Origin of the sequence: Microterricola gilva (assembly GCF_004217495.1) — a bacterium.
Classification (GTDB): domain Bacteria; phylum Actinomycetota; class Actinomycetes; order Actinomycetales; family Microbacteriaceae; genus Microterricola; species Microterricola gilva.
The window spans coordinates 3,164,736-3,187,704 of record NZ_SHLC01000001.1; the positions used below are offsets into that span (position 1 = coordinate 3,164,736).

At 69.9% G+C, this 22,969-nt stretch carries 21 protein-coding genes; 9 read left to right on the forward strand and 12 right to left on the reverse strand.

Translation table 11 applies throughout. The features are described from left to right. Positions 1–124: 124 nt before the first annotated feature. Genes EV379_RS14645 through EV379_RS14660 form a run of 4 tightly spaced genes read left to right on the forward strand, consistent with a single transcriptional unit; the run spans position 125 to position 3,890 of the window. Positions 125–1,042 (forward strand): ABC transporter ATP-binding protein, encoded by a 918-nt coding sequence (locus EV379_RS14645; RefSeq protein WP_130506782.1) that lies wholly within the window; start codon positions 125–127, stop codon positions 1,040–1,042. Next, the gene (locus EV379_RS14650) at positions 1,039–1,899 is read left to right on the forward strand and encodes an ABC transporter permease (protein ID WP_130506783.1); all 861 of its coding nucleotides are present in this window, start codon (positions 1,039–1,041) and stop codon (positions 1,897–1,899) included. Before EV379_RS14645 ends, EV379_RS14650 begins: the two co-directional genes overlap by 4 nt. 57 nt (positions 1,900–1,956) lie before the next feature. Beyond that, positions 1,957–3,249 (forward strand): sensor histidine kinase, encoded by a 1,293-nt coding sequence (locus EV379_RS14655; protein ID WP_130506784.1) that lies wholly within the window; start codon positions 1,957–1,959, stop codon positions 3,247–3,249. Next, complete coding sequence (locus tag EV379_RS14660; protein WP_130506785.1) at positions 3,246–3,890, forward strand: response regulator; 645 nt, start codon at positions 3,246–3,248, stop codon at positions 3,888–3,890. The genes EV379_RS14655 and EV379_RS14660 overlap by 4 nt, the downstream gene beginning before the upstream one ends. Positions 3,891–3,984: 94 nt before the next feature. Here the strand turns inward: EV379_RS14660 and EV379_RS14665 are convergent, their stop codons facing one another. Then, a complete protein-coding gene (locus EV379_RS14665; RefSeq protein WP_130506786.1) occupies positions 3,985–4,707 on the reverse strand; it encodes a LuxR C-terminal-related transcriptional regulator in 723 nt (240 codons plus the stop codon). Positions 4,708–4,720: 13 nt separating this feature from the next. Beyond that, a complete protein-coding gene (locus EV379_RS14670; protein WP_130506787.1) occupies positions 4,721–6,055 on the reverse strand; it encodes an ATP-binding protein in 1,335 nt (444 codons plus the stop codon). 114 nt (positions 6,056–6,169) lie between these two features. Here EV379_RS14670 and EV379_RS14675 point away from each other — a divergent pair, with 114 nt between their 5' ends. Next, positions 6,170–7,879, forward strand: coding sequence for a PspC domain-containing protein (locus EV379_RS14675; protein ID WP_130506788.1), 1,710 nt, complete (start codon positions 6,170–6,172; stop codon positions 7,877–7,879). Further along, positions 7,879–8,292 carry a hypothetical protein gene (locus EV379_RS17440; protein ID WP_242616396.1) on the forward strand — a complete coding sequence of 138 codons (414 nt, stop codon included), beginning with the start codon at positions 7,879–7,881 and terminating at the stop codon, positions 8,290–8,292. Before EV379_RS14675 ends, EV379_RS17440 begins: the two co-directional genes overlap by 1 nt. Before the next feature lie 94 nt (positions 8,293–8,386). Here EV379_RS17440 and EV379_RS14685 read toward each other — a convergent pair whose 3' ends face one another. Beyond that, positions 8,387–8,803 carry a helix-turn-helix domain-containing protein gene (locus EV379_RS14685; RefSeq protein WP_165397383.1) on the reverse strand — a complete coding sequence of 139 codons (417 nt, stop codon included), beginning with the start codon at positions 8,801–8,803 and terminating at the stop codon, positions 8,387–8,389. Positions 8,804–8,960: 157 nt separating this feature from the next. On the opposite strand from EV379_RS14685, the gene EV379_RS17545 reads away from it, so the two are divergent. Continuing rightward, the gene (locus EV379_RS17545; RefSeq protein WP_278044041.1) at positions 8,961–9,083 is read left to right on the forward strand and encodes a hypothetical protein; all 123 of its coding nucleotides are present in this window, start codon (positions 8,961–8,963) and stop codon (positions 9,081–9,083) included. A 107-nt stretch (positions 9,084–9,190) separates the two neighbouring features. Here EV379_RS17545 and EV379_RS14690 read toward each other — a convergent pair whose 3' ends face one another. The 8 genes from EV379_RS14690 to gabT all read right to left on the reverse strand — a co-directional run bounded on the left by EV379_RS14690 (position 9,191) and on the right by gabT (position 18,381). Continuing rightward, positions 9,191–10,402, reverse strand: a complete 1,212-nt coding sequence (locus tag EV379_RS14690) for a UDP-N-acetylmuramate dehydrogenase (RefSeq protein ID WP_130506790.1) — start codon at positions 10,400–10,402, stop codon at positions 9,191–9,193. A 9-nt stretch (positions 10,403–10,411) separates the two neighbouring features. Continuing rightward, entirely contained in the window at positions 10,412–10,858 is a 447-nt protein-coding gene (locus EV379_RS14695) for a MaoC family dehydratase (RefSeq protein WP_130506791.1), read from the reverse strand. Then, entirely contained in the window at positions 10,858–11,304 is a 447-nt protein-coding gene (locus tag EV379_RS14700) for a MaoC family dehydratase N-terminal domain-containing protein (RefSeq protein ID WP_130506792.1), read from the reverse strand. The genes EV379_RS14695 and EV379_RS14700 overlap by 1 nt, the downstream gene beginning before the upstream one ends. Before the next feature lie 165 nt (positions 11,305–11,469). Further along, positions 11,470–13,011, reverse strand: coding sequence for an APC family permease (locus EV379_RS14705; protein ID WP_130506793.1), 1,542 nt, complete (start codon positions 13,009–13,011; stop codon positions 11,470–11,472). Positions 13,012–13,016: 5 nt separating this feature from the next. Beyond that, positions 13,017–13,898 (reverse strand): universal stress protein, encoded by an 882-nt coding sequence (locus EV379_RS14710; RefSeq protein WP_130506794.1) that lies wholly within the window; start codon positions 13,896–13,898, stop codon positions 13,017–13,019. A gap of 2 nt (positions 13,899–13,900) precedes the next feature. After that, positions 13,901–15,262: a flavin monoamine oxidase family protein gene (locus EV379_RS14715; protein ID WP_130506795.1), complete on the reverse strand. Its 1,362-nt coding sequence runs from the start codon at positions 15,260–15,262 to the stop codon at positions 13,901–13,903. A 115-nt stretch (positions 15,263–15,377) separates the two neighbouring features. Further along, complete coding sequence (locus tag EV379_RS14720; RefSeq protein WP_130506796.1) at positions 15,378–16,874, reverse strand: NAD-dependent succinate-semialdehyde dehydrogenase; 1,497 nt, start codon at positions 16,872–16,874, stop codon at positions 15,378–15,380. A gap of 130 nt (positions 16,875–17,004) precedes the next feature. Further along, entirely contained in the window at positions 17,005–18,381 is a 1,377-nt protein-coding gene (gene gabT, locus EV379_RS14725) for a 4-aminobutyrate--2-oxoglutarate transaminase (RefSeq protein WP_130506797.1), read from the reverse strand. A 144-nt stretch (positions 18,382–18,525) separates the two neighbouring features. Between gabT and EV379_RS14730 the strand changes: the two genes are divergently transcribed. After that, positions 18,526–20,094 carry a PucR family transcriptional regulator gene (locus tag EV379_RS14730; RefSeq protein ID WP_130506798.1) on the forward strand — a complete coding sequence of 523 codons (1,569 nt, stop codon included), beginning with the start codon at positions 18,526–18,528 and terminating at the stop codon, positions 20,092–20,094. A 105-nt stretch (positions 20,095–20,199) separates the two neighbouring features. Here the strand turns inward: EV379_RS14730 and EV379_RS14735 are convergent, their stop codons facing one another. Then, positions 20,200–21,384, reverse strand: coding sequence for a DUF998 domain-containing protein (locus tag EV379_RS14735; protein ID WP_130506799.1), 1,185 nt, complete (start codon positions 21,382–21,384; stop codon positions 20,200–20,202). A gap of 177 nt (positions 21,385–21,561) precedes the next feature. Here EV379_RS14735 and EV379_RS14740 point away from each other — a divergent pair, with 177 nt between their 5' ends. Continuing rightward, complete coding sequence (locus EV379_RS14740) at positions 21,562–22,944, forward strand: FAD-binding oxidoreductase (protein ID WP_130506800.1); 1,383 nt, start codon at positions 21,562–21,564, stop codon at positions 22,942–22,944. Positions 22,945–22,969 lie beyond the last annotated feature (25 nt).

Below are 22,969 nucleotides of genomic sequence, written 5' to 3' on the forward strand. Positions count from 1 at the left end.
TTAGGCGAGACTTCTGCGTGAACGCCGAGCCCCGACATGGAAGCTGGCATCCACCGATCGGGGGATGCCGAAATCCGCCGGTCCACCGCTGGTGCGGCATCCGTTCGCGCGCCACGCTTGAACCATGACAAATCCGAATGAGACCGACTCCGTCGTGCGGGTGCGCGGGCTCGAGAAGCGCTACGGCGACCTCAGCGCCGTCGACGGCGTGAGCTTCGACATCCACCGCGGCGAGACCTTCGCGCTGCTCGGGCCGAACGGCGCGGGCAAGTCGACGACGATCGAGATCCTGGAGGGCTACCGCACCCGCACGGCTGGCGAGGTGAGCGTGCTCGGCACCGACCCGGCCCGTGGCGGCCTGGACTGGAAGGCGCGGCTCGGCATCGTGCTGCAGTCGACCGGTGAGACCGGCAACGCCACCGTGCTCGAGCAGCTGCGCCACTTCGCCGCCTTCTACCCGCGTCCGCGCGACGTCGACGAGGTGATCGCCGCCGTCGGGCTGGAGGCGAAGGCGAAGACGCGCATCAGCAAGCTCAGCGGCGGTCAGCGCCGCCGCGTCGACGTGGCCCTCGGCATCATCGGCCGACCGGAGCTGCTGTTCCTCGACGAGCCGACGACGGGCTTCGACCCCGAGTCGCGCCGCGACTTCTGGACGCTGATCCGCCAGTTGAAGTCCGAGGGCACCACGATCCTGCTCACCACCCACTACCTTGACGAGGCAGCGCAGCTCAGCGATCGGGCCGGCGTGATCGCCGGTGGCCGGCTCATCGAGATCGGGGCCATCGGCGAGATCGGCGGGGCGGATGCCAGGATCCCCGTCGTGCGCTGGCGCGACGCATCCGGGGCGCTCCGCTCCGAGCGAAGCGAACACCCGGCCGCCACCGTCGCCGCCATCGTGGCGCAGCAGGGCGGCGAGCCCCGTGAGCTCGAGGTGATCCGGCCGAGCCTGGAGGACGTGTACCTGGAGTTGGTGCGTACGCACGATTCCGCGGCGGCATCCGAGACAACAATCGACGCAGACCAGACGGAGGTGCTCTCGTGAGCACGGCACTCGACACCCACGCTCGCCCGGCGCTGACACCCCGCCCCGGGGTGCTGCGCCTCGGCATCGACCGGATCGGCTACGAGGTGCGCAGCTACTTCCGCACACCGGATGCCGTGTTCTTCACCTTCCTGTTCCCGGTGATCATGCTCGGTATCTTCACCGCCGCGTTCAGCGCGGCAGGCAACATCGGCACCGCACCGGATGGCAGCGGCGGCATCAGCGTCGGAGCGTACTACCTGCCGGGCATGATCGCGGCAGGCATGCTCCTCTCCGGCGTGCAGAACCTCGCCGTCGACATCGCCGGGGAGAAGAGCGACGGCACGCTGAAACGCCTCGGCGGCACCCCGCTCTCCCCCACCGCGTACTTCATCGGCAAGATCGGACAGGTGCTCGTCACCGGAACGCTGCAGGCGGCACTGCTGTTGGCCGTCGCCGCGCTCGTCTTCGGCATCGAGTTGCCGACGGAGCCGTCGGCCTGGGGCACCTTCGCCTGGGTGTTCCTGCTCGGCATCATCACCTCTGCGCTGCTCGGGATCGCGCTCTCGGCCGTTCCGCGCTCCGGCAAGAGCGCGACGGCCGTCGTCATCCCGATCGTGCTGATCCTGCAGTTCATCTCCGGCGTCTACCTGCAGTTCGACCAGCTGCCCGGTTGGATGCAAACGATCGCCAGCCTGTTCCCGCTCAAGTGGATGGCGCAGGGCATGCGTTCGGTGTTCCTGCCGGAGACCTTCGCCGCGCTCGAACCGAGCGGCGCATGGGATCTCGGCCTCGTCGCCCTCGTGCTCCTGCTCTGGCTCGTCGTCGGCCTCGTGCTCAGCCGGCTCACCTTCCGGTGGATCCGGCGCGACGCGTGAGCACGCCGGGTCGCCGCGGGCGAGCGGGGTGGGCGCGAGGAGTGGAAGAGTAGGCGCATGACCGTACGACCATCGATCGCACGACGGATGACGGCGCAACGCTGGTGGGATGCCGCGATGCTCGCCGTCTCGGTGCTGCTCGCCGCGATCATGACGCTGCTCGACCCGCCCGTGAGCGGCGAGGAGTGGGGCGTCGTCGGCGTGATCGCCGTCGTGCTCGCCGCCTACTTCGCGTGGGGCCGACGCACACTCGACGGCACGGGTTCCCCGGCCGGGCTGCTCTACGCCGGCGTGCTGCTCGTCTCGCTCGCCGTTGGAATCGGCCTGGACCCGACGTACTCCTTCATGCAGGTCATCGTCTTCCCGACGCTCTGGGTCATCTCCTGCAACACGCGCCAGGCCGTGCTGCTGAACCTGCTGGCGATCGTGCCGGTCGCGATCGGCTACACCCTGTTCTTCGGCGTGGAGGGCCTGCCGAGTGGCATCGCCGTCGGCGTGCTCTCTGTGGCGTTCAGCCTGGCGTTCGGTTCGTGGATTGCGAGCATCGAGAAGGCGGGAGCCGAACGCGCCAGGCTGCTCGCCGAGCTGATGGCGGTGCAGGATGAGCTCGCTGCCGCGAACCGGGAGGCCGGCGTCGACAGCGAGCGGGCGCGCCTGGCGCGGGAGATCCACGACACGATCGCGCAGAGCCTCACCGGCCTCGTCATGGTTGCGCAGCGGGCGCACGGCGATCTCGAGCGGGCGGCGGATGCCGCTGGCGACGCCTCCGAGCACCTCGTGCAGGCAACCGCCGACGTCGAGCTGATCGAGTCGATGGCCCGGGACGCGCTCACCGAGGCGCGCGGGCTCGTGGCGGCCATCGCGCCCGTGCGCGTCGAGTCGACGCTCGCCGAGGCCCTTGGGCGTCTCGCCGAGCGGTTCCAGCGGGAGACCGGCGTGGTTGTGCTGAGCGACCTGGCGGCACTCGCTGCCCCGGCGCCGCCGCTGCGTGCCGAGCTCGAGGTCGTCCTGCTGCGGTGCGCACAGGAGGGGCTCGCGAATGTGCGCAAGCACGCACGGGCGACGGCGGCATCCGTGCAGATCAACCGGGGCGAGAACGCGGTCATCCTCGTGATCAGCGACGACGGTGTCGGACCAGGCAGGGCGGCGAGTGCGCAGAGCGGCACCGCCGCGGCAAGCGCGGGCTTCGGCCTCGCCGGCATGGCCGACCGGCTCGCCCTCGTCGGCGGTTCGGCGCGGCTGGAGGCCGCGCTGCCCCGCGGCAGCCGACTCACCGTGACCGTGCCGCTGGCTTCCGAGCCCGCGGCCCCCGAGCCCTCGATCGACGCGGCGAACGGGGTGCAGGCGTGATCCGGGTCGTGGTGGCCGATGACCACCCGATCGTGCGCAGCGGCATCGTCGGGCTGCTGCGTGGTGCGAGCGACATCGAGGTCGTCGGCGAGGCCCGCGACGGCGCAGAGGCCGTGCGGCTGGTCGCCGAGCTCGCACCGGAGCTCGTGCTGATGGACCTGCGGATGCCGGTGCTCGACGGGGTCGCCGCGACCGCGCAGATCGTGGACGCGCAGTCCGGCACCCGCGTGCTCATCCTCACCACCTACGAGAGCGACGAGCTCATCCTCGGCGCGATCGAGGCCGGTGCCGGCGGTTACCTGCTCAAGGCCGCCCCGCAGGAGGAGATCCTCGCCGGCGTGCGCGCCGTCGCCACCGGCGAGACGGTGCTCGCGCCGTCGATCGCGGCCAAGCTCGTGCAGCGCGTGCGGGCGGATGCCGCGGGCACCGGCGCCGCGGCATCCGCGACGGTGGCTCTCTCGCCCCGTGAGCTCGAGGTGCTGCGCCTGGTCGCGGCCGGGCAGAGCAACCCGCGCATCGCCGCCGCGCTGTTCATCGGTGAGGCCACCGTGAAGACGCACCTGCAGCACGTCTTCGAGAAGCTCGAGGTCAGCGACCGCACCCGCGCCGTGACGCGCGCCATGGAGCTCGGCCTGCTCTAACCCGCCGTCCGTTGAGAGCGGCCATATGGCCACTTCTTGGCCCCCAAAACGGCCATGTGACCGCTCTCAGTGGAATTTCCGGAGCGTGGGCCGGCTAGAGGAGCTTGCGGGCCGTCGCCCAGGCGGTGAGCTCGTGCCTGCTGGAGAGCTGGAGCTTGCGCAGCACGGCCGAGACGTGCGTCTCGACGGTCTTCGGCGAGATGAAGAGGTCGCTGGCGACCTCTTTGTACGCGTAGCCGCGGGCGATCAGCCGCATCACCTCCTGTTCGCGCACCGAGAGTCGGTCGAGTTCCTCGTCGGTCGCCGCCACCTCGCCGGAGACGACGCCGAACGCGTCGAGCACGAAGCCGGCCAGGCGCGGCGAGAAGACCGCGTCCCCGCCGGCGACGGCGTGCACGGCCCGACTCACATCGATGCCGGAACTGCCCTTGGTGATGTAGCCGCGGGCGCCTGCCCGGATCACCCCGACCACGTCCTCGGCCGAGTCCGAGACGCTGAGCGCGAGAAAACGGGTACCGGGAACGTGCGGGGCGGCCAGGCGGATCACCTCTGCACCACCGCTGGGTGTCGCATCGCCGTGCGTTCCGGATGCCGCGGCGCCCGCGATCCCGGCGGCCGGGCCACCGGGCAGGTGCACGTCGATCAGCACGACGTCCGGCGCGGTGGCCGTCACGACCTGGACAGCCGAATCCACGTCGTGCGCCTCACCGACGACCTCGATGGACGCATCCAGATCGGCCTTGAGGCCCGAGCGGAAGATCGAGTGGTCGTCGACGATCACGACGCGCACGGGCGGCGCATCACTGCTGGGGGTCATCGGCTTGCCTGTCTCACTTCCGAGGGTTCTGATGCTGGTGCTGCGGATTCTGGTGCCGCGGGTTCTGGTGCTGCGGGTTCTGCGTGTCGGGGACGCGGACCTCGGCGGCATCCGCGCTCACACCATTCTGCCCGCGAGCGGCCGTGCGCGCGGCGGAGCGCAACCGCACCTCGGTGCCGGAACCGCCTGCACCAGGGCGCACGGTGGCGCTGCCCCCTGCCCGGCGCATGCGCCCGATGATCGACTCGCGCACGCCGAGCCGATCGGCGGCGACATCCGCGACCGTGAAGCCCGGCCCGCGATCGCGCACGTAGACCTCGACGGCATCCGCGGTGCCCTCGATGTACACCGATACCTCGCCGCCGGCGTGCCTGGCCGCGTTCAGCATGGCCTCTCTGGCCGCTGCGGCGATCTCGCCGCTTGCGCGCTCACCGGATTCGCCGACGGTGACGATGTCGACGCGCACCGGGTAGTCGAGTTCGAGGGCGGCGGCCCAGTCGCGCAGGTCGGTGGCCAGGTCGCTGTCGGCCGGGGTGTCGGCCTCGAACAGCCAGCTGCGGAGCTCCCGCTCCTGGGCCCTGGCGATGCGGGCGACCTCGCTCGAGGCCCCGGCCCGGTTCTGGATGAGCGCCAGCGTCTGCAGCACCGAGTCGTGCAGGTGGGCGGCGATCTCGCTGCGCTGCTCCTCGCGGATGCGGCGGGTGCGCTCGGCGCCGAGCTCGCGCCAGAGTCGGAGCAGCACCGGCGCGAAGACGAGGGCGATGCCGAGCAGCAGCGCGACGCCGACGAGCAGCACGTACAGGCTTCGCCAGGCGGCGAGGGGCCCAAGGAAGACGGCGATGACGAGCACACCGAGCACGATGGTCGCGGCGGCGCGCACGAGGCGTTCGGTACGTTGCCCCCGCTCCGGGTCGGTGCGGTCGACGAAGGTCGCCCAGAAGCTCGCGGACACGGCGAGCACGATCGCCGCGAGGATCGGTGCGAGCACCCGGTCGACGGACCAGGCGTCGTAGTAGTCGTACGGCGCGAAGACGATCGCGGCGCCGGCGGCGACGGCTGACCCCGCGACGAGTCCCCACGCGACGGGGGCCCGCCGCGTCACCGTGTCTGCCTCGGCATCGCCCGTCGCCGGGTCGAACGGCAGGAAGGCCCAGAGCCAGAGGTAGAGCAGGATCCCCATGCCCGAGAGCAGCGAAAGACCGATGAACGCGGCACGCACGACGCCCACCGGCCAGCCGAGGTGGCGGGCCAACCCGGCCGAGACTCCGGTCGCCAGGCAGGAGCGCGGGCGGCTGAGCCGGGGCCGGGGTGCGCGGGGCACGGTGGCGGCCTGCGCGTTCGGTGACATAGAAGCATCCAAACAGAATTCGCCGACGGGCGGAGGCTCCCCCGGCCGATCTCAGGGTGCGTTCAGGGATTCACCCCATAGCGGGCGGATGCCGGCAGGGGCCACGATCGAACTATGAAACACGATCTCCCCGCCGACCTCGACGCGGATGCCGCAGCTGGCACCGCCGCCGGCGCTGCCAGCGACACCACGGACGGCGGCCCAGCCGCGCCCGACTTCCCGGCATACTCCTCCAGCTCCGACCGCGACCAGCACGGCGGCGCACCGCACGGCTTCTTCGCCTGGCTGCGCAGCCTCGGCGTGCAGCGCCAGCCCGGCTGGATCGGTGGCGTGGCCTCCGGCATCGCCGCACGGATCGGCATCGACCCGATCATCGTGCGCGGGATCCTCGTGGTCCTCGCGATCTTCGCGGCACCCGTGCTGCTCTTCTACGGGATCGCCTGGCTGCTGCTGCCGGACAGCGATGGGCGCATCCACCTGCAGCGCCTGCTGAATGGCGACCCGCAGCCGGCGCTGGCCGGCATCGCGATCTTCGTCCTGCTCGGCCTGATGACGCCGCTGAACGCGGCGGCGCAGTCGGTGCTCGCCGGCAACTTCTGGACCACAGGCGGCTGGTTCTGGGGCTGGTCTGGCTCCTCGGTGATCGCCACCATCTTCAACATCGCCGCGCTCGCAGCCATCACCGTCTTCGTGGTGTGGCTCGTACGGCGCAGCAACGCGAACTCCCGGGGTGGGGGTGCACCGGCGCCGACCACCCTCGCCGGGTACAGCACCGCCCCGGCCACAGACGGCGGCGGCATCCGGTCGGGGGACTCCGATGCCGCCGCTACCACCATGGGCGACGCCGCGGCGGGCGCTGCGGCAGGCGCCGCGGCCGAGTCGGCTGCGGCGGTCTCTGCCGCATCCGCCACCGCGCCGGCCGGCCCGCTGCCGACCGCCGAGTATGAGCCCGTCCCGCCCGGCGCTGGTGCATCGGTGGACGAGCTCGCCGCGTGGAAGCTGCAGCATGAGGCGTGGCGGATCGAACGCGAACGCTTCAACCGCGCGCAGGCCGATGCCGACAGGGCGGCCCGCTCGCAGTGGGCCGCAGAGAACAAGGCTCGTTCGCAGGCCTTCGCCGTGCAGGCAGCGGAGCACCGCCGGCTGCGCAAGCTCGAACGCCCCCGCACCAGCGCGGCCGCCGTGTTCTTCACCCTGGGAGCGGCCCTCGTCGCCGGCGCCGGCAGCGCCATCGCCGCCATGGGCACCCCGGAGAATGCCGACTATGCCGCGACCATCGGTGTGCTGGTGGCTGCGCTCGTGGCATCCTTCGCCATGATCATCGCCGGCATCGCGCGCCGCCGCAGTGGCTTCATCGCCGCCGTCACCATGACGCTGCTCCTCATCGGGCTCGTCTCGGCGACCCTGCCACGAAACAGTGAGTTTCTGTGGCCCGGGCAGATGATCGACAATGGCTACGGAAACCGGACCGTGACCCAACCCTGGGGAGACCTCACCATTTGGGTGCATGACGGCAACGATCTGGGTATCGATCCGAACGTTCTCTCCGTGACAAAGGCCAACGGTGACATCTACATCCGAATGGATGAAGACAGCTCACTCTCACTGACCACATCGCTCAGCGCCGGCCACACCATCACCGTGTCGAGCACGGGAGACGGGGTGAACATTCCGCCCGAAGTGATCCACGCACAGGTGTCCGGTACGAACCGCTTGGAGCTCGGCACGATCGGCCCCGGTGCCCCAGCTGATCTCATTCTTGATGCGTCGCTCTCGAACGGCGACATCTTCATCTGGCAGCACGTGGAAGCAGGTTCCAACTAATGAGCACACCCGACAACTCTCCAATCGCGCCCGAAATCGCCGCGACGACCCCACCTCCTGCGGCAGAGGATGTCGCTGCACCCGTGGCCGACGATGCGTGGCTGACCGTTCCGCTCGACGGTGCGAACAGCGGTGCCGACACCCCGCCAAAGGTGGGCAGCGTTGGCCCGCGCACGCGCTGGGCGGCCATCGTGTGGGGACTGGTGTTCGCCGCACTCGCCAGCGGCGCGCTCTACGTTGTGCTCTCCCCGCAGCACCGGATCGAGCTCATCGACTGGGTCACGAGCCTCGAGCCGACGACGCTGGCGCTCTACGGCGCGCTGGCCATCGGCGTCATCGTGCTGCTGTTCGGGCTGGTCGGGCTGCTGCGCCGTGCGCAGCGTGCGCTCGCGGCCCGCCGCGCCTCCGCCTAGGCGCACCGCGCGTCGAGAACACGTTGTCGCCCTCACACCGCCTGGTTGAGGGCGACAACTGCGTTTACGGTTGCGGCGCTACCCCCGGCCAGGGCTAGGCGCCCTTATCGACCTTGGCTGGCTTGTCCTCCGCCTTGCCGGCCTTCTCCTCGGCCTTGGCCGACTTGGCGCGCTTGGCCACCCTGCGGCGCTTCTCACCGACCGCGTCGGCCTGACCGGAGGCATCGGCCTGGCCTACATCCGGGCGCTTCTTCTTCTTTTTCTTCAGCGGTTTCGGCTGCGCGGTCGCGTCGTCGAGCATGGCGAGCCAGCTGTCACGACCGAGGGCGTGCACGATCTTGCTCAGCGTCGTGAGCGTGGATCCGTGCCCCTTCTCGAGGCTGCGGAGGGCCGTGAGACCCACCCCCGCGCGGTCGGCCAGCTCGCGCTGGGAGTAGTCGCGCTTGATGCGGAGTTCCCGCACAACCAGGCCGAGATCGCGCTCGACACGCTCCACGTCAAACTCAATCATCGCAATTCCGACGCTTGATGCTGTAGCATGGTTTAAGTGTCGCATATGCGACCGTTGTTTCAGAATGTGACGGGACCGACTCGTCACTGCTCGTCGTCCGTATGCATTCCGTACGGGCGGCTCGTTTGTGCATCTGAGACCAGAAAGGATAACTCTCATGATCGTTCAACTCGTTGGCGTAGCCCTGTTCGTACTCGCCGCATCGACCATCACGTGGGCGATGCTTTCGTTGCGTACCGCCCAGCAGCGCCGCTCGGCAGCCACACAGCAGCTCGCGTGATCCCGTAGCGCCAGCCACACGCCGACTACTCAGAGAAGGCCCCGCTCCCCCAGTGGACGGGGCCTTCTCCGCACCCTCGACCGGCGAGCACACGACGGGCGCACCCATTACAGCTCGATGCCGACGAGCACAGGCTCCGGGTGCAGAATCACGCCGAACTCGGCCTGGACGCGGCCCTGCACGTAGCGGGCCAGCTGCGCGATCTCCTCTGCACGTGCTCCACCCGTGTTCGTGATCGCCAGCGTGTGCTTGCTCGAGATGGCGGCGCGCGAGCCCGGGAGACGGAAACCGCGCCGGATGCCGGCGTTCTCGATCAGCCAGGCGGCGGAGAGCTTGACGAGCGTCTCGTTCGACGCGGCGGCTCCGGCGTCGACCGTCGAGGCCGCGAGCTCCTCCTGGTGCGTGAGGAAAGCGTCGAGCGGCGTGCCGGAGGCGAGGTGCCCGAGCGGCACCACGACGTCAGCTGCTTCCGGGGTCACCGGCCACTGTGGGGCGTCGGCGGGGAGCCCACGGGCGAAGTTCTCGCGCACGATCGGGTTGGTGAAGAAGGATCCGGCGCTGGCGGTGTCCGGGTCCTCCGGGTTCAGCACCATGCCCTTGGACGCCCGCAGCACGAGCACGGCGTCGCGCATCGCCTGCACCGGGACCCGGTCGCCGAGTTGCACGCCGAGCGCTCCGGCGAGCTGGGCGTACGCGACCGGCTGGCCGAGCGCCCCGCCCAGCATGGCCTGCTCGCCCGCGGTGTCGTGCAGCTCGAGTTCGACGGTGAGCACGATGCCCTGGCGGCCCTGCTTGAGCACCGAGGTGCGGTAGCCGAGCTCGAGCTCAGCCGCGCTCAGCCGGCTCACCTCGCCGGTGATGTGGTCGAGGAAGTCGATGGCGACGAGGCTGGAGGAGAGCTCCTGACCGTATGCGCCGATGTTCTGAACGGGTGCGGCGCCGGTCGAGCCGGGAATGCCGGAGAGCGCCTCGATGCCCGACCAGCCACGGCCGACCGTGTAGGCGACGAGCTCGTCCCACGGCTCGCCTGCCTGCACGCGCACGCGCACGCGGCCAGGCGCCGCGGCATCCGTCGGCAGCACCTCGATGCCGCGGGTGGCGATCCGCAGCACCGTGCCCTCGAACGGCTCGTCGCTGGCGACGGTGTTGGAACCGCCGGCCAGAACGAGCCACTCGTCGCCGTCGGCCCAGACCGCGAGCGCCGCGTCGACGAGGTCGCGCTGTGTCGAGGCCGTGACCATGCGCGCAGGCACGCCACCGACCCGCATCGTGGTGAGTTCTGCCAGTGCCAGGGGTGAACCCGCAGCGGAATCAGTCATCGAACGCTCTCAGCCGGCGACGGTGGCGAGGTCGACCCGCACCTGGGCTTTGCCGAGCACGGTCGCACCGTCGAAGGTGACGGTGAGATCGATGCGTGCAACGGAGCTCTCCGGCTCCAGCGCGCCGACCTTGGCGAGCACGCCGACCTCGGCACCGGCGGCCGGGTCGACCGGGACGGGGCGAGTGAACTTGACCTGGTAGTCGACGACGCGCGCCGGGTCGCCTGCCCAGTCGACGACGGGCTGCACGGCCAGGCCCATGGTGAGCATGCCGTGGGCGAGCACCCCTGACAGACCAACGGATGCCGCAACGTCGTCGCGGTAGTGGATCGGGTTGAAGTCGCCTGAGGCACCGGCATAGCGCACGAGCGAATCGCGGCTCAGGGCGAAGCTGCGCTCGGCGATGACGTCCCCGACGCTCAGATCTGCAAACGCGGGCTGGTTGTTCGCGGGCATTACTCGTCCCCCCTGACCACGAGGGTCGAGATCGCCGTGACGACGTGCTCGCCAGCGGCATCCGTGATCTGTGACTCGGCCGTCACCATGGCGTGCGGGCCGAGCGTCTTGACGCTCGCAACGGTGAGCGTCGCGATCAGCTCGTCGCCGGCCACGATCGGGCGGGAGTAGCTGAAGCGCTGGTCGCCGTGGACTACGCGGCTGAAGTCGATGCCGGCATCCGGCTCGGAAAGCAACTGGGCGAGCGTGAGCTCCTGCACGACGACGGCGAAGGTCGGCGGGGCGACAACGTCGGCGTGGCCGGCCGCGCGAGCGGCGTCGGGGTCGAGGTTGATCGGGTTCGTCGCGAAGACGGCGCGAGCGAACTCGCGCACCTTCTCACGTCCGACCAGATAGGGCGCGGTGGGCGGGAAGATCCGGCCCTGCAGTTCGGGGTTCACAGACACGACACCAGTCTAGGCAACCCAACTGGCAGGCACCGCAGTGGGGGCCGGCATCCGCTCGGGAGGCAGAAGGCAGATCGGGAGGCCAGAACCCGCAGGTTCCAGCCTCCCGATCCCCCGAACGCCTCCCGAACGTGTGCTCGGCGGCGGTCGGATGACGCGATGCCGTCAGTCGGCGGCCGCCCGGGAGAGCGTCTCGCCGCGGAAGAAGGCCGGCCGCTTGCGCGACTCGATGATCATGATGATGGCGCCACCGACCAGCACGACCATGCCGAGGATGAACACCAGGCCGACGCCGCCGACGTTCGAGCCCGATCCGTAGTCCGGGTCCATGCTGTCGATGAGGGTCGCCACGAAGATCACCGCCAGGATGATGCCGCCGACGAGCGGGGCCAGCAGGGTGAAGAAGAACTCCCTCACGCTGTTGGTCCACTGCTTCCGGAAGTACCAGACGCAGGCGAAGGCGGTTATGCCGTAGTAGAAGCAGATCATCATGCCGAGGGCGGTGATGGTGTCCCAGAGCACGTTCTCGCTGATGAAGCGCATCACCGCGTAGAACACGCTCGCGACGACCGCGGAGACGATCGTGGCGTAGCCGGGGGTGAAGAAGCGCGGGCTCACCTTGGCGAACTTCGGCGACAGCGCGCCGTAGTGCCCCATCGCCAGCAGGGTGCGGGCGGGCGAGACGAACGTGGACTGCAGGCTCGACGCCGAGCTGGTGAGCACGGCGAGGGAGACCAGCACCGCGAGTGGTCCGAGGATCGGGCCGGCGAGGTGGAAGAACACGTTGTCCTGGATCTCGGGGTTGCCAAGGCCGAACTCCCCATCGCTGACGCCGGCGAAGGCGATCAGCGACACCGCGATGAGCAGGTACAGGATCACGATCAGGAACACCGTGATGGTGGCGGCCCGGCCGGGCGTCTTCTCGGAGCCGCGGGTCTCCTCGTTCATGGTGAGGGTGACATCCCAGCCCCAGAAGATGAAGATCGACAGCGAGATGCCGGCCGCGAACGCCGAGAAGGAGCTGACGGCGAAGGGATTGAACCAGGACGCCTCGATCGGCGTCGCGTCGAAGGCGTTGCCGTTGGCGACCTGCCAGAGCGCCGCGCCGGAGAAGATCAGGAGCACCAGCACCTGGAAGCCGACCAGCCAGTACTGCAGCTTCTGCGTGGTCTGCATGTCGCGGTAGGAGATCCAGGTCGCCCCGAGCATGAACAGCAGACAGGTCACCACGTTGATGAACGGGTTCGTCGCCAGCGACGCGATGTCCGGGTTGCCGGCGATCTGCGAGATCAGCAGGAACAGGAAGTCCACCGCGATGCCGGCCAGGTTGGAGAGCACGAGGATGGTGGCCGCGATGAGCCCCCAGCCGGCCATCCAGCCGATCCACGGGCCGAAGGCCCGCGTCGCCCACGTGAAGGAGGTTCCCGAGTCCGGCATCCGCCGGTTCAGCTCGCGGTAGCCGAGGGCCACCAGCAGCATGGGGATGAATCCGACGAGGATGACGGCGGGCACCTGCACGCCCACCTCGGACACGGTCGGGCCGAGGGCGGCCGTCAGCGTGTACGCGGGGGCAATGCAGGAGATGCCGATGACGACGGCCCCGACGAGGCCGACGGAGCCTGCGCTGAGGCCCTTCTTGGAGATGCCGGTGTCGATGGTTGCAGCGGACTCAGCTGCAGCGACGTCCTTGGCGCTGTCGTTGTTCATGTGGGCTACTCCCCAACCGTTGTGGTGGCGGCATCCCGTGGCACGACGACCATGGGTACCGAAAGTTCGTGCAGCATTTTCGCTGCGGTGGACCCGAGGAAGAGCCGGCGCGGCTGCGCGAGCCGGCTGGAGCCGACGAGCACGATGTCGTCGTCGTCCCAGTCGACACGGGTGACGGCCTCTTCGATGCTCTGGCCGGATGCCACCTCCGTGGTGACCTCGGCGTCCTCGTTGAGGGTCGCCAGCGCCTGCGTCGCGGCGGCATCGGCGTGTGCCGCGCCCACCCGGAGCACCTCCGGATCGTCGTGCCCGCCGGGCAGGTCGACGCCGACGAGGGAGATCAGGCGGAGCGGGACATTGCCACTGGCAGCGAGCTTGATGCTCTCCTCCAGCAGCGCCTGCGCGCCAACGCGGGTGCCGATGGCGCACGTGATGCGGGTGAGCGGGCGCTCCATGCCGCCGTTGCGCGTGCCCTCAGGAGCCAGCGCGACGGGCACGTGCGAGACGTGCAGCAGCGAGCTCGCCACGCTGCCGATGGTGAACCGGCCGAGCAGACCGTGCCGGGCGGCGCCGACGACGATCATCTCGCTGCCGAGGGTCTCGGCGGTCTCGAGCAGGCCGTCGGCGAAGGAGTGCGCGTAGACCAGGTGCGTCTGCGCCGCGACATCTGCCGGCACCAATGCCCGGGCCTCGCGCAGCCATCCGGCGGCGAGCTGGGACAGGTGACGCTCGTAGCCCGCGTCGGTCGGGACGACCGTCGGACGTTCCTCGCTGTGCAGCACGAGGACGATGTCGACGCCCGTTCCCCGGCTGCGTGCCAGGCGGACGCCGAGGGCGAGGGCATCCTCGCCCGCCGGCGTGGCGGTGTAGCCGACGAGCAGGCTCATGATCAGCCCTTGAGCTCTGCGGCGATGGCCGCCGCTGTCTCGCGGCCGACGCGGATCGCTCCGTCGACGTGCTGGTAGCCGGCGCCGGCGAAGTCGCTGCAGGAGAAGGAGATCGGTCCGACCGGCGTGCGCTGGTCGGCGCCGTAGCGCGAGAGCCCGCCCATGTCGAAGCTCGCGGCGTATGCACCGCGGGTCCACTCCTCGCTGCCCCAGTCGCTCTCGTAGTAGAACACCGGGTTCTTCGCCTGCTCGCCGTAGTAGTGCGAGAGCGACTCCAGGATGCGCTCCTTGCGCTCCTCGGCGCTCAGCTCGAAGACGCCGTCGGCGTTGCGGTCGGAGACGAAGCCGACCAGCGTGCCGTACGGGTCGTCGTGGTTGGTGTTGTCGTAGGCCTCGTGCGAGAGCTCGTACGGGCTGAAGGCGGTGCCGGAGAGGCCGGCCTCGCGCCAGAACGGCGTCTCGTAGACGGCGTGCACCTTGATGACGAAGCCCATGGAGAGGTGCTGGTGCAGCTGGTGCTGGCGGCGCGGCAGCGGCGGCTCGTAGTTGATGCGGCTGAACAGCACGGGCGGCACCGCGAGGATGGCGCGCTTGGCGTGCACCTCAAGCCCGCCCGCCGTGATGGCAACGACGCCGTCGTCACTCCAGCGCAGGGTGCGCACCGGCTGGCTCAGGCGAACGTCGGTACCGAGGCGTTCGGCCAGGCGGATCGAGACCTGCTGCATGCCGCCGACGACTCGCTTGTCGAGGATGAAGTCGGCATCGACCAGGTGGGTGAAGCTTCCGGCGGATGCCGCCATCAGCAGCGCCTGGAGGAAGGAGAAGGCGTGGTCCGGCTTGGTTATCATGGCCGCCCCGATGTAGAGCGAGATGTTGTCCCGCGCCTCCTGATCGCTGGTTGCCTGCTCGAGCCAGTGCTTGAAGGTGATCGCGTCGTACTCGGCGGCACGCGGGTGCGCCCACGGCTTCTCGGCGTCGATCTCGGCGACGATGACGTCGAGCTCGTCGATCAGGCGGATCAGCTCGGCCTCGGTCTCCGGCTTGACCGGGAAGATGTCGCCCGTGAACAGCCGCTTCTCGCCGTCCTTGTCGATGTAGACGTTCTCGCCCTCGCGGTAGCGCGAGTAGGTCTCCAGACCGAGCTCGGTCAGGGTGTCGAGGAGCGCATCCTGGTCTGGCGACACCCACTGGCCGCCGATCTCGATCATGTGGCCGTCGAAGTGGTCGGTCCAGGTGCGGCCGCCCACGCGGTCACGCGCCTCGAGCACGGCGACGCTGAGGCCGGCCTTCACGAGCTCGTTCGCGGCGGTGAGGCCGGACGGCCCCGCTCCGATGATGACGACGTCACGCTCAATGGCGCTCATTGTTGCTCCTTGCTGTTCAACTTCACTGCTGTTCAACTTCATTGCTGTTCACGTTCAGTGTTCCGCCCATCACCGCCGATGGGTGGGGCGGGTGTTCGCGGTCGGAAATCCGGCGTCAGGACGCGGGAATCAGGGTGTACTTGGTCGAGAGGTACTCGTGGATACCCTCAAGCCCGCCCTCGCGGCCGAGCCCCGACTGCTTGACTCCGCCGAATGGTGCGGCGGCATTGGAGACGAGACCAGTGTTGAGCCCCATCATGCCGGTGTCAAGCTTCTCGATCATGCGGTGGCCGCGGGCAACGTCCTGAGTGAAGACGTAGCTGATCAGGCCGTACTCGGTGTCGTTGGCCAGGCGCACGGCCTCGGCCTCGTCGCTGAAGGTGGTGATGCCGACAACCGGTCCGAAGATCTCGTTGCTCAGGATGTCGCTGCCGGGCTGCACACCGGCCAGCACGGTGGGCTCGAAGAAGGAGCCAGGGCCCTCCGGGCGGCGCCCGCCGATGACGAGCTCCGCGCCACGCTCAACCGCGTCGGCGACGAGCGCCGCCGTCTCGGAGACCGCCTTCTCGCTCACGAGCGGTCCGATCGACACCCCGGTCTCCGTGCCGCGTCCCATGGCGAGCGCACGCACGCGGTCCGCCAGACGCTCGGTGAACTCGGCCGCGACGGACTCGTGCACGATGAAGCGGTTGGCCGCGGTGCAGGCCTGGCCGATGTTGCGGAACTTGGCCAGCATCGCGCCGTCGACGGCCTTGTCGAGGTCGGCGTCCTCGAAGACGACGAACGGCGCGTTGCCGCCGAGCTCCATCGAGGTGCGCAGCACACCCTGGGCCGCCTGCTGGATGAGTCGCTGCCCGACGGCGGTGGACCCGGTGAAGGAGAGCTTGCGGAGACGCGGGTCGGCGATGATCGGCCCGGACACCGCGGAGGAGGTGGAGGTCGTGATGACGTTCACGACGCCGGCCGGGACACCGGCGTCCTCGAGCAGCTGCACGAAGAGCAGTGTCGTGAGCGGGGTGAGCTCGGCGGGCTTGATCACCACGGTGCAGCCGGCGGCGAGCGCCGGGGCGACCTTGCGGGTGGCCATCGCCAGCGGGAAGTTCCAGGGGGTGATCAGGAAGCACGGGCCGACGGGGCGCTGGGAGACGACCATCGTCCCTGTGCCCTCCGGGTTCTGGCCGTAGCGCCCGCTGATGCGCACCGCCTCCTCGCTGAACCAGCGCAGGAACTCGCCGCCGTACGCGACCTCGCCGAGGGCTTCGGAGAGCGGCTTGCCCATCTCCATCGTCATGAGCAGGGCGAAGTCGTTCTTGCGCTCCTGCAGCAGGTCGAACGCGCGGCGCAGGATCTCGGCGCGGACGCGCGGGGCGGTGGCCGCCCAGCTCTCGGATGCCGCGACCGCTGCATCGAGTGCGCGCATGCCGTCTGCGGCATCCGCGTTGGCGATGCGCTTGATGACGGTGCCGGTGGACGGGTCGGTCACGGTGATCTGCTCACCGCTGCCTGCCTGCCACTGCCCGTCGATGTAGAGGCCGTCCGGAACGCGCGCGAGCAGCTCGAGCTCGGTGGCGGTGAGTTCAGCGGGAACGGCGAGTGTCGTGGTCTGCGTCATTGCGAAAGGTCCAATCGTGCGGTGCGTGGCGGTGGAGATTTCGACAGGCTCAATCAGCGGTGGCTGAGTCTCAATCAGCGGTGGCTGAGTCTCGATCAGCGGTGGCCGATTGAGCCTGTCGGTGTGTCGATTACGCGGCGGCGAGGGCGTCGACGACGACCTGGAGGCCCTCGGCGAGCAGTTCGTCGCTGATCGCGAGCGGCGGCAGGAAGCGGATGACGTTGCCGTAGGTTCCGCAGCTGAGCAGGATCACGCCAGCGGCGTGGGCCGCGGCGACGACGCGGCCCGTGAGCGCGGCATCCGGCTCACCGCTCGCAGCGTCGACGAGCTCGATCGCCATCATGGCGCCGAGTCCGCGCACCTCGCCGATGCGCGGGTCTGCGGCCTGTGCGGTCTCGAGAATGCCGCGCATGAGCTCGCCGATCTCGGCGGCACGGGCGACGAGGCCGTCTTCCTCGTAGCTCTCGATGGTGGCGAGCGCCGCCGCGCAGGCGAGCGGGTTTCCGCCGTATGTGCCGCCGAGGCCGCCGATCTGCGGGGCGTCCATGATCTCGGAGCGTCCGGTGACCGCCGACAGCGGCAGGCCGCCTGCGATGCCCTTGGCCGTGACGACCAGGTCGGGCACGATGCCGAACTGCTCGCTGGCGAACATCGTTCCGGTGCGGGCGAAGCCGGTCTGCACCTCGTCGGCGATGAAGACGACGTCGTTGGCGCCGCACCAGTCGACGATCGCCTCGAGGAAGCCGTCGGCCGGGACGATGAATCCGCCCTCGCCCTGGATCGGCTCGATCATGACCGCGGCCAGGTTGCCCGCGCCGATCTGCTTCTCGATCTGGCTGATGCTGCGCTTGGCCGCCTCAGCACCGCTCAGGCCGCCGTCGCGCAGCGGGTAGCTCGTCGGTACGCGGTAGACCTCGGGCGCGAACGGGCCGAAGCCGTTCTTGTACGGCTGGTTCTTGGCGGTCAGCGCCATGGTCAGGTTGGTGCGGCCGTGGTAGGCGTGGTCGAACACGACGACGCCCTGCTTGCCGGTGTAGTGACGCGCGATCTTGACCGCGTTCTCCACGGCCTCAGCGCCGGAGTTGAACAGCGCGCTGCGCTTGCTGTGGCTGCCGGGGGTCAGTCGGTTGAGGGCCTCGGCCACCTCGACGTAGGAGTCGTATGGCGCGACGGTGAAGCAGGTGTGGGTGAACTGCTCGAGCTGCGCCGCGACGGCGGCGACGACCCGCGGTGCACTGTTGCCGACACCGGTGACGGCGATGCCGCTGCCGAGGTCGATGAGCGAGTTGCCGTCGACGTCGACGAGCACGCCGCCGCCTGCTGCAACGGTGAAGACGGGGATCGTCGAGCCGACGGATGCGGAGACGGCCTGCGCCTTGCGGGCACCGAGTTCGATGGACTTCGGTCCGGGGATCGCGGTGACGAGACGGCGTTCCTGGGGCAGTGACGGACCGCCGACGGGAGGCGTTGTGCCCTGGACGATGGCCGGCGAATCGATGAGCGTCATGGCTCCTCCACAATCTAAGTTCGTGCTGATGTTGTGCGTGCTGGGCAATCGTAGGCACCACGACAGCCGCGTCGATATCGCCGTCCCGTATAGTTGTCGCACCACCGTTGGCCACCCTGTACAGCCCCGAATCGAGCGGATGCCATGCTCCCCACGTTGCGCTCCCTGATGCGTCAGCGCGAACTCGCGCTGCACCTGCTCACCCCGGAAGACGCCCTGCCTGCCGGCGCGCTCGACGCCGCCATCGAGTGGGTGCACAGCTCCGATCTCGACGATCCGACCCCGTTCCTCTCCGCCGGCCAGGTGCTGCTCAGCACCGGGACGCAGTTCGAGGCCGCGCCCGGCGCCGAATCGGTCTTCGCCTATGTGCAGCGACTGCGCGACGTCGGCGTCGCTGGGCTCGGCTTCGGCACAGAGGTCGTGCGCGCCGGCACCCCCGATGCGCTCCTCGACGCGTGCCTCCAGATCGGCCTGCCGCTGTTCGAGGTGCCGTACCGCACCCCGTTCATCGCCGTCGCCCGTGCGGCATCCGACATGGCCGCCGAGGAACGCTTCGCCAGGCGCAGCTGGTCGCTCGGGGCGCAACGCGCGATCGCGATCGCCGCGCTCCGCCCGGACGGCCTGAGCGCGAGCCTCGAGGAGCTCTCGCGCCAGCTCGGCCACTGGGTCGCGCTGTTCAACGCGAACGGCGCCCTCGACCGCGTGTTCCCCGCCGGTGCGCTCGCGGCATCCCAGCCGGCCGGGCCCGCGGCCGCAGCCGGTGCCGATGGGCTGGTCGACACCGTGCGCCGCGAGGCGACACGACTGCTGCGCCGCGGCCAACGGGCCAGCAGCACCATCACGGCCGGCGGCGAGACGCTCACGCTGCAGACCCTCGGTCGCCGCGAGCAGCTGCGCGGCGTGCTCGCGCTCGGCGGCAGCTCCGAGCTCGACCAGGCCGGAAACGAGGTCGTGACCGCGGTCATCGCGCTCGCCGGCCTCGCGCTCGAACAGAATCACAGCCTCGACCGTGCACGCGGGCAGATTCGGGCCGCCGTGCTGCGCGCCCTCCGCCACGGCGATCTGGCGTTGGCCACGAGCGTCAGCGACGGGCTCTGGGGCGAGCTGCCGGCCGAACCGGTGCGCTGTGCGGTGGTGGAGACGCGCGGCGGGCAACTGGACGCCGTGACGGAGCACCTCGAGGCGCTCGTGGTCGAGCACCCCGGCAGGCTCTTCTTCGCCGTCGACGACGGGCGGCTCGTTCTCTGCCTCGGCGAGGACGGACTGCCCCTGCTCACGGAACTCTGCTCCGCGTTCGCGCTGCGCGCCGGCCTGAGCGAGCCGGGGGCCTACTCCGATCTCGACCGCGCCATGGCGCAGGCCGAGCAGGCGCTCGCCCGGGCCGGCGATGCGGTCGGCGTGAGCGAGTTCGGCGAGATCGCCCGCGACGGCGTGCTCTCCTACCTCACCACAACGGACGCAGGGGCGATCGGCCGCTCCGTGCTGCAACCGCTCAGCGAGCACGACGCCGCCCAGCACAGTGAGCTGCTGCGCACGCTGCGGCTCTGGCTCGAGCAGAATGGACAGCTCGACGCCACGGCGCAGCTACTGGGTGTGCACCGGCACACCGTCCGGGCGCGGATCGCGCAGATCGAGAAACTGCTGGGGCGTGACCTCAGCGGTTTCCAGGAACGGGCGGAGCTCTGGGCGGCACTTCTCGTCGCCGCCGAATGACTGCCTAGGCTCATGGCCCGACTCACTGGAGCCACGCCCGTTGATTGAGCCTGTCGAAATCAGCTCAGCGCCGGGGTTTCGACAGGCTCGACCAACGAGAGCGCGTTACTCGACCACCGCGGCTTCGCGCAGCACGGGCTCCGTGGCGACCGGTCCGGCGAGATGGCGCCGAGTCGCGGCATCCGCGTTCGCGGCATCGCTCGACCCGGCAGAGACGGTGCGGAGGAACACGATGATCCAGCTGAAGATCAGCACGGCGGCCACGAGCTCGACCGCGGTCAGGTTGTAGTAGCCGATGGCGAAGAACACCGCGACGGTGGCGATGACGACGAGGAACACGTAGCCGAGCGTGACGAAGGGCTTGGGCATCTGAGGCAGGAACTTGGGCAGCCCGATCACGAGCACCGCGAACGTCACGGCCATGCCGGTCGCGACGGTGTTGTGCACGGCGAAGAAGCGGTCGACCGGGAAGATGCCGACACAGGTGAGGCAGATGCCGATGAGGACGAGCCCCCAGCGCACCACCTCGACGCCACGCGGCACGGCTTCACCGACCCGCATCATGCTGGCAGTCGCGTAGCGGGCGATGGTGGTCACGATGACACCGGCCACGATGAGCGTGAGGTTGAACGTCATCGCCGAGATGTCGTCCGTCATCCCCAGCGCGCTCAGGTTCATCTTCCACCAGTCGGGGTCCGTCGAGGTGAGCATGCTCGTGAGGGCACCGACCACGAGGAACACCAGGAGCACACCGGAGAGGCGCATCGTGTTCATGCCTGCGGCCGAGAGGTAGCTGAAGTAGGCGCTCACGGCCGCGGCCGCGCCGGAGAGCAGCATGGCGGGGATCGCGTACACCTCAGCGCCCTGGAAGCTCTGCTCGAGCAGATCGGCCGCCCCCGTCCAGAGCAACAGGCAGATCACACCGTGCGCGAAGGAGAGCGCCGCGACGTCCAGGATCCGCGGCGCCCTGTGCACCGTGATCCCGATCAGCGGGCCTTCGACGCCCGCGAGGACCGCCGGCCCGGTGCCGTCGTGCTGGTGCGCCGTTGCGGAGAAGTAGCGGCCGGCGATGAATGCGCAGAACCCGGCGAAGGAACAGGCGATCGCGACGTACTGGCCGAGCGAGCCCGGCCCGGCGATCGGCACGTGGTTCAGGCCGATCACGGGCAGCGCGATCAGCGCCACGACCAGGAACGCGACCGTGCCGGCGCCGAGCGCCAACGATTCGGTCGTCGTCGCACTCGAAGCAAGCCGCACCCGCAGGGCGTTCCATCTGGTCACAGTGCTCATGCGGCATCCCCCTCGTCGTCCGCACCGGAACGACCGACTGTCGCCCCGTCAGTACTGACGCTCAAGTCATCATGGCGCAGGCGGCCGGGCGGCGTCGAGCAGGGCGCTGCGCGTCGCGCGATTAGGCTGGCGCAGAACTGCAGCAAGTGGCGCGGGGCGCCGGGAACGAGGAGCGCCATGTCTGCCGAACAGCCGGAGCGGCCGGAGGCCGTCGTCGTCGCCCTGATCGACGCGCTCGGCTCGGCGGTGTCGACGGATGCCGCAGCGCTCGACGCCCTGCGCACCGACAAGTCCGGCCACCGCACGACCGCATCGCCGCTTGCGCTCGTCACCGCGACCACCGTGGAGCAGGTGCAACAGACGCTGCGGATCGCGAGCGCGCACGGCACCCCCGTCGTCACCCGTGGCGCTGGAACCGGGCTGGCCGGGGGCGCCATCGGCGGCCGCGGCGAGATCGTGCTCTCCACCCTCGCCATGAACCAGATTCTTGAGATCAACGCCGCCGACGAACTGGCGGTCGTGCAACCGGGCATCATCAACGCCGAGCTCAACGCGCAGCTCGCTCCGCACGGCCTCTGGTTCACCCCCGACCCGGCCAGCCGCGCCATCTCGACCGTCGGAGGCAACATCGCCACGAACGCGGGCGGGCTGCTCTGCGCCAAGTACGGCGTCACCCGCGACTCGGTCCTCGGGCTCGCGGTGGTGCTGGCCGACGGCCGCCTGATCCGCCTCGGCCACCGCAGCGTCAAGGGCGTCACCGGCCTCGACCTCACCGCACTGTTGGTCGGTTCGGAGGGTCTGCTCGGCGTCATCGTCGAGGCCACCGTGCGCCTGCGCCGCGTGGTCACCGGCCCGACGCCCACGATCGGGGCGTACTTCGACAGCGTGCGCGCGGCGGCGGAGGCCTCGGCCGCGGTGACGGCCGCCGGCATCCGTCCCGCCGTGATGGAGCTGCTCGACGGCGCCTGCCTCGACGCGATCGGCGAGCTGCTCGGGCTCGAACTGAGCGGTGCCGCCTATCTCCTGGTGCAGACCGACGGCCCGGGTGCGGAGGCGGAGGCCGCTGCGCTGCTCGAGCTGCTGCAGGCCTCGGGCGGTCGGGCCGAGATGACGACGGAGCCGTCAGAGGCCGAGCGCCTGCTCGAGATCCGCCGCGCCATGCACCCGGCCATGGAGCGGCTCGGCACGACCCTGATCGAAGACGTCTCGGTGCCGCGGAGCGCGCTGCCCGCCATGTTCGACGCGATCGCGCGGATCGAGCGCCGCCACGGCATCCGGATCCCGACCATCGCCCACGCCGGCGACGGCAACCTGCACCCCAACTTCGTCTACGACGCCGGCGCCGATGACGAGGTGCCCGCGCACATCTGGGCGGCGGCCGACGAGATGTTCCAGGCCGCGATCGCGCTCGGCGGCACGCTCACCGGCGAGCACGGCATCGGGGTGTTGAAGCGCCGGTGGCTGCGCGACGAGCTCGGCGACGCACAGTTCGAGCTGCAGCGGCAGATCAAGAGCGTCTTCGACCCGGCCGGCATCCTGAACCCAGGCAAGGTCTTCTAAACCCCCAGCCACGTACATGCAAGCC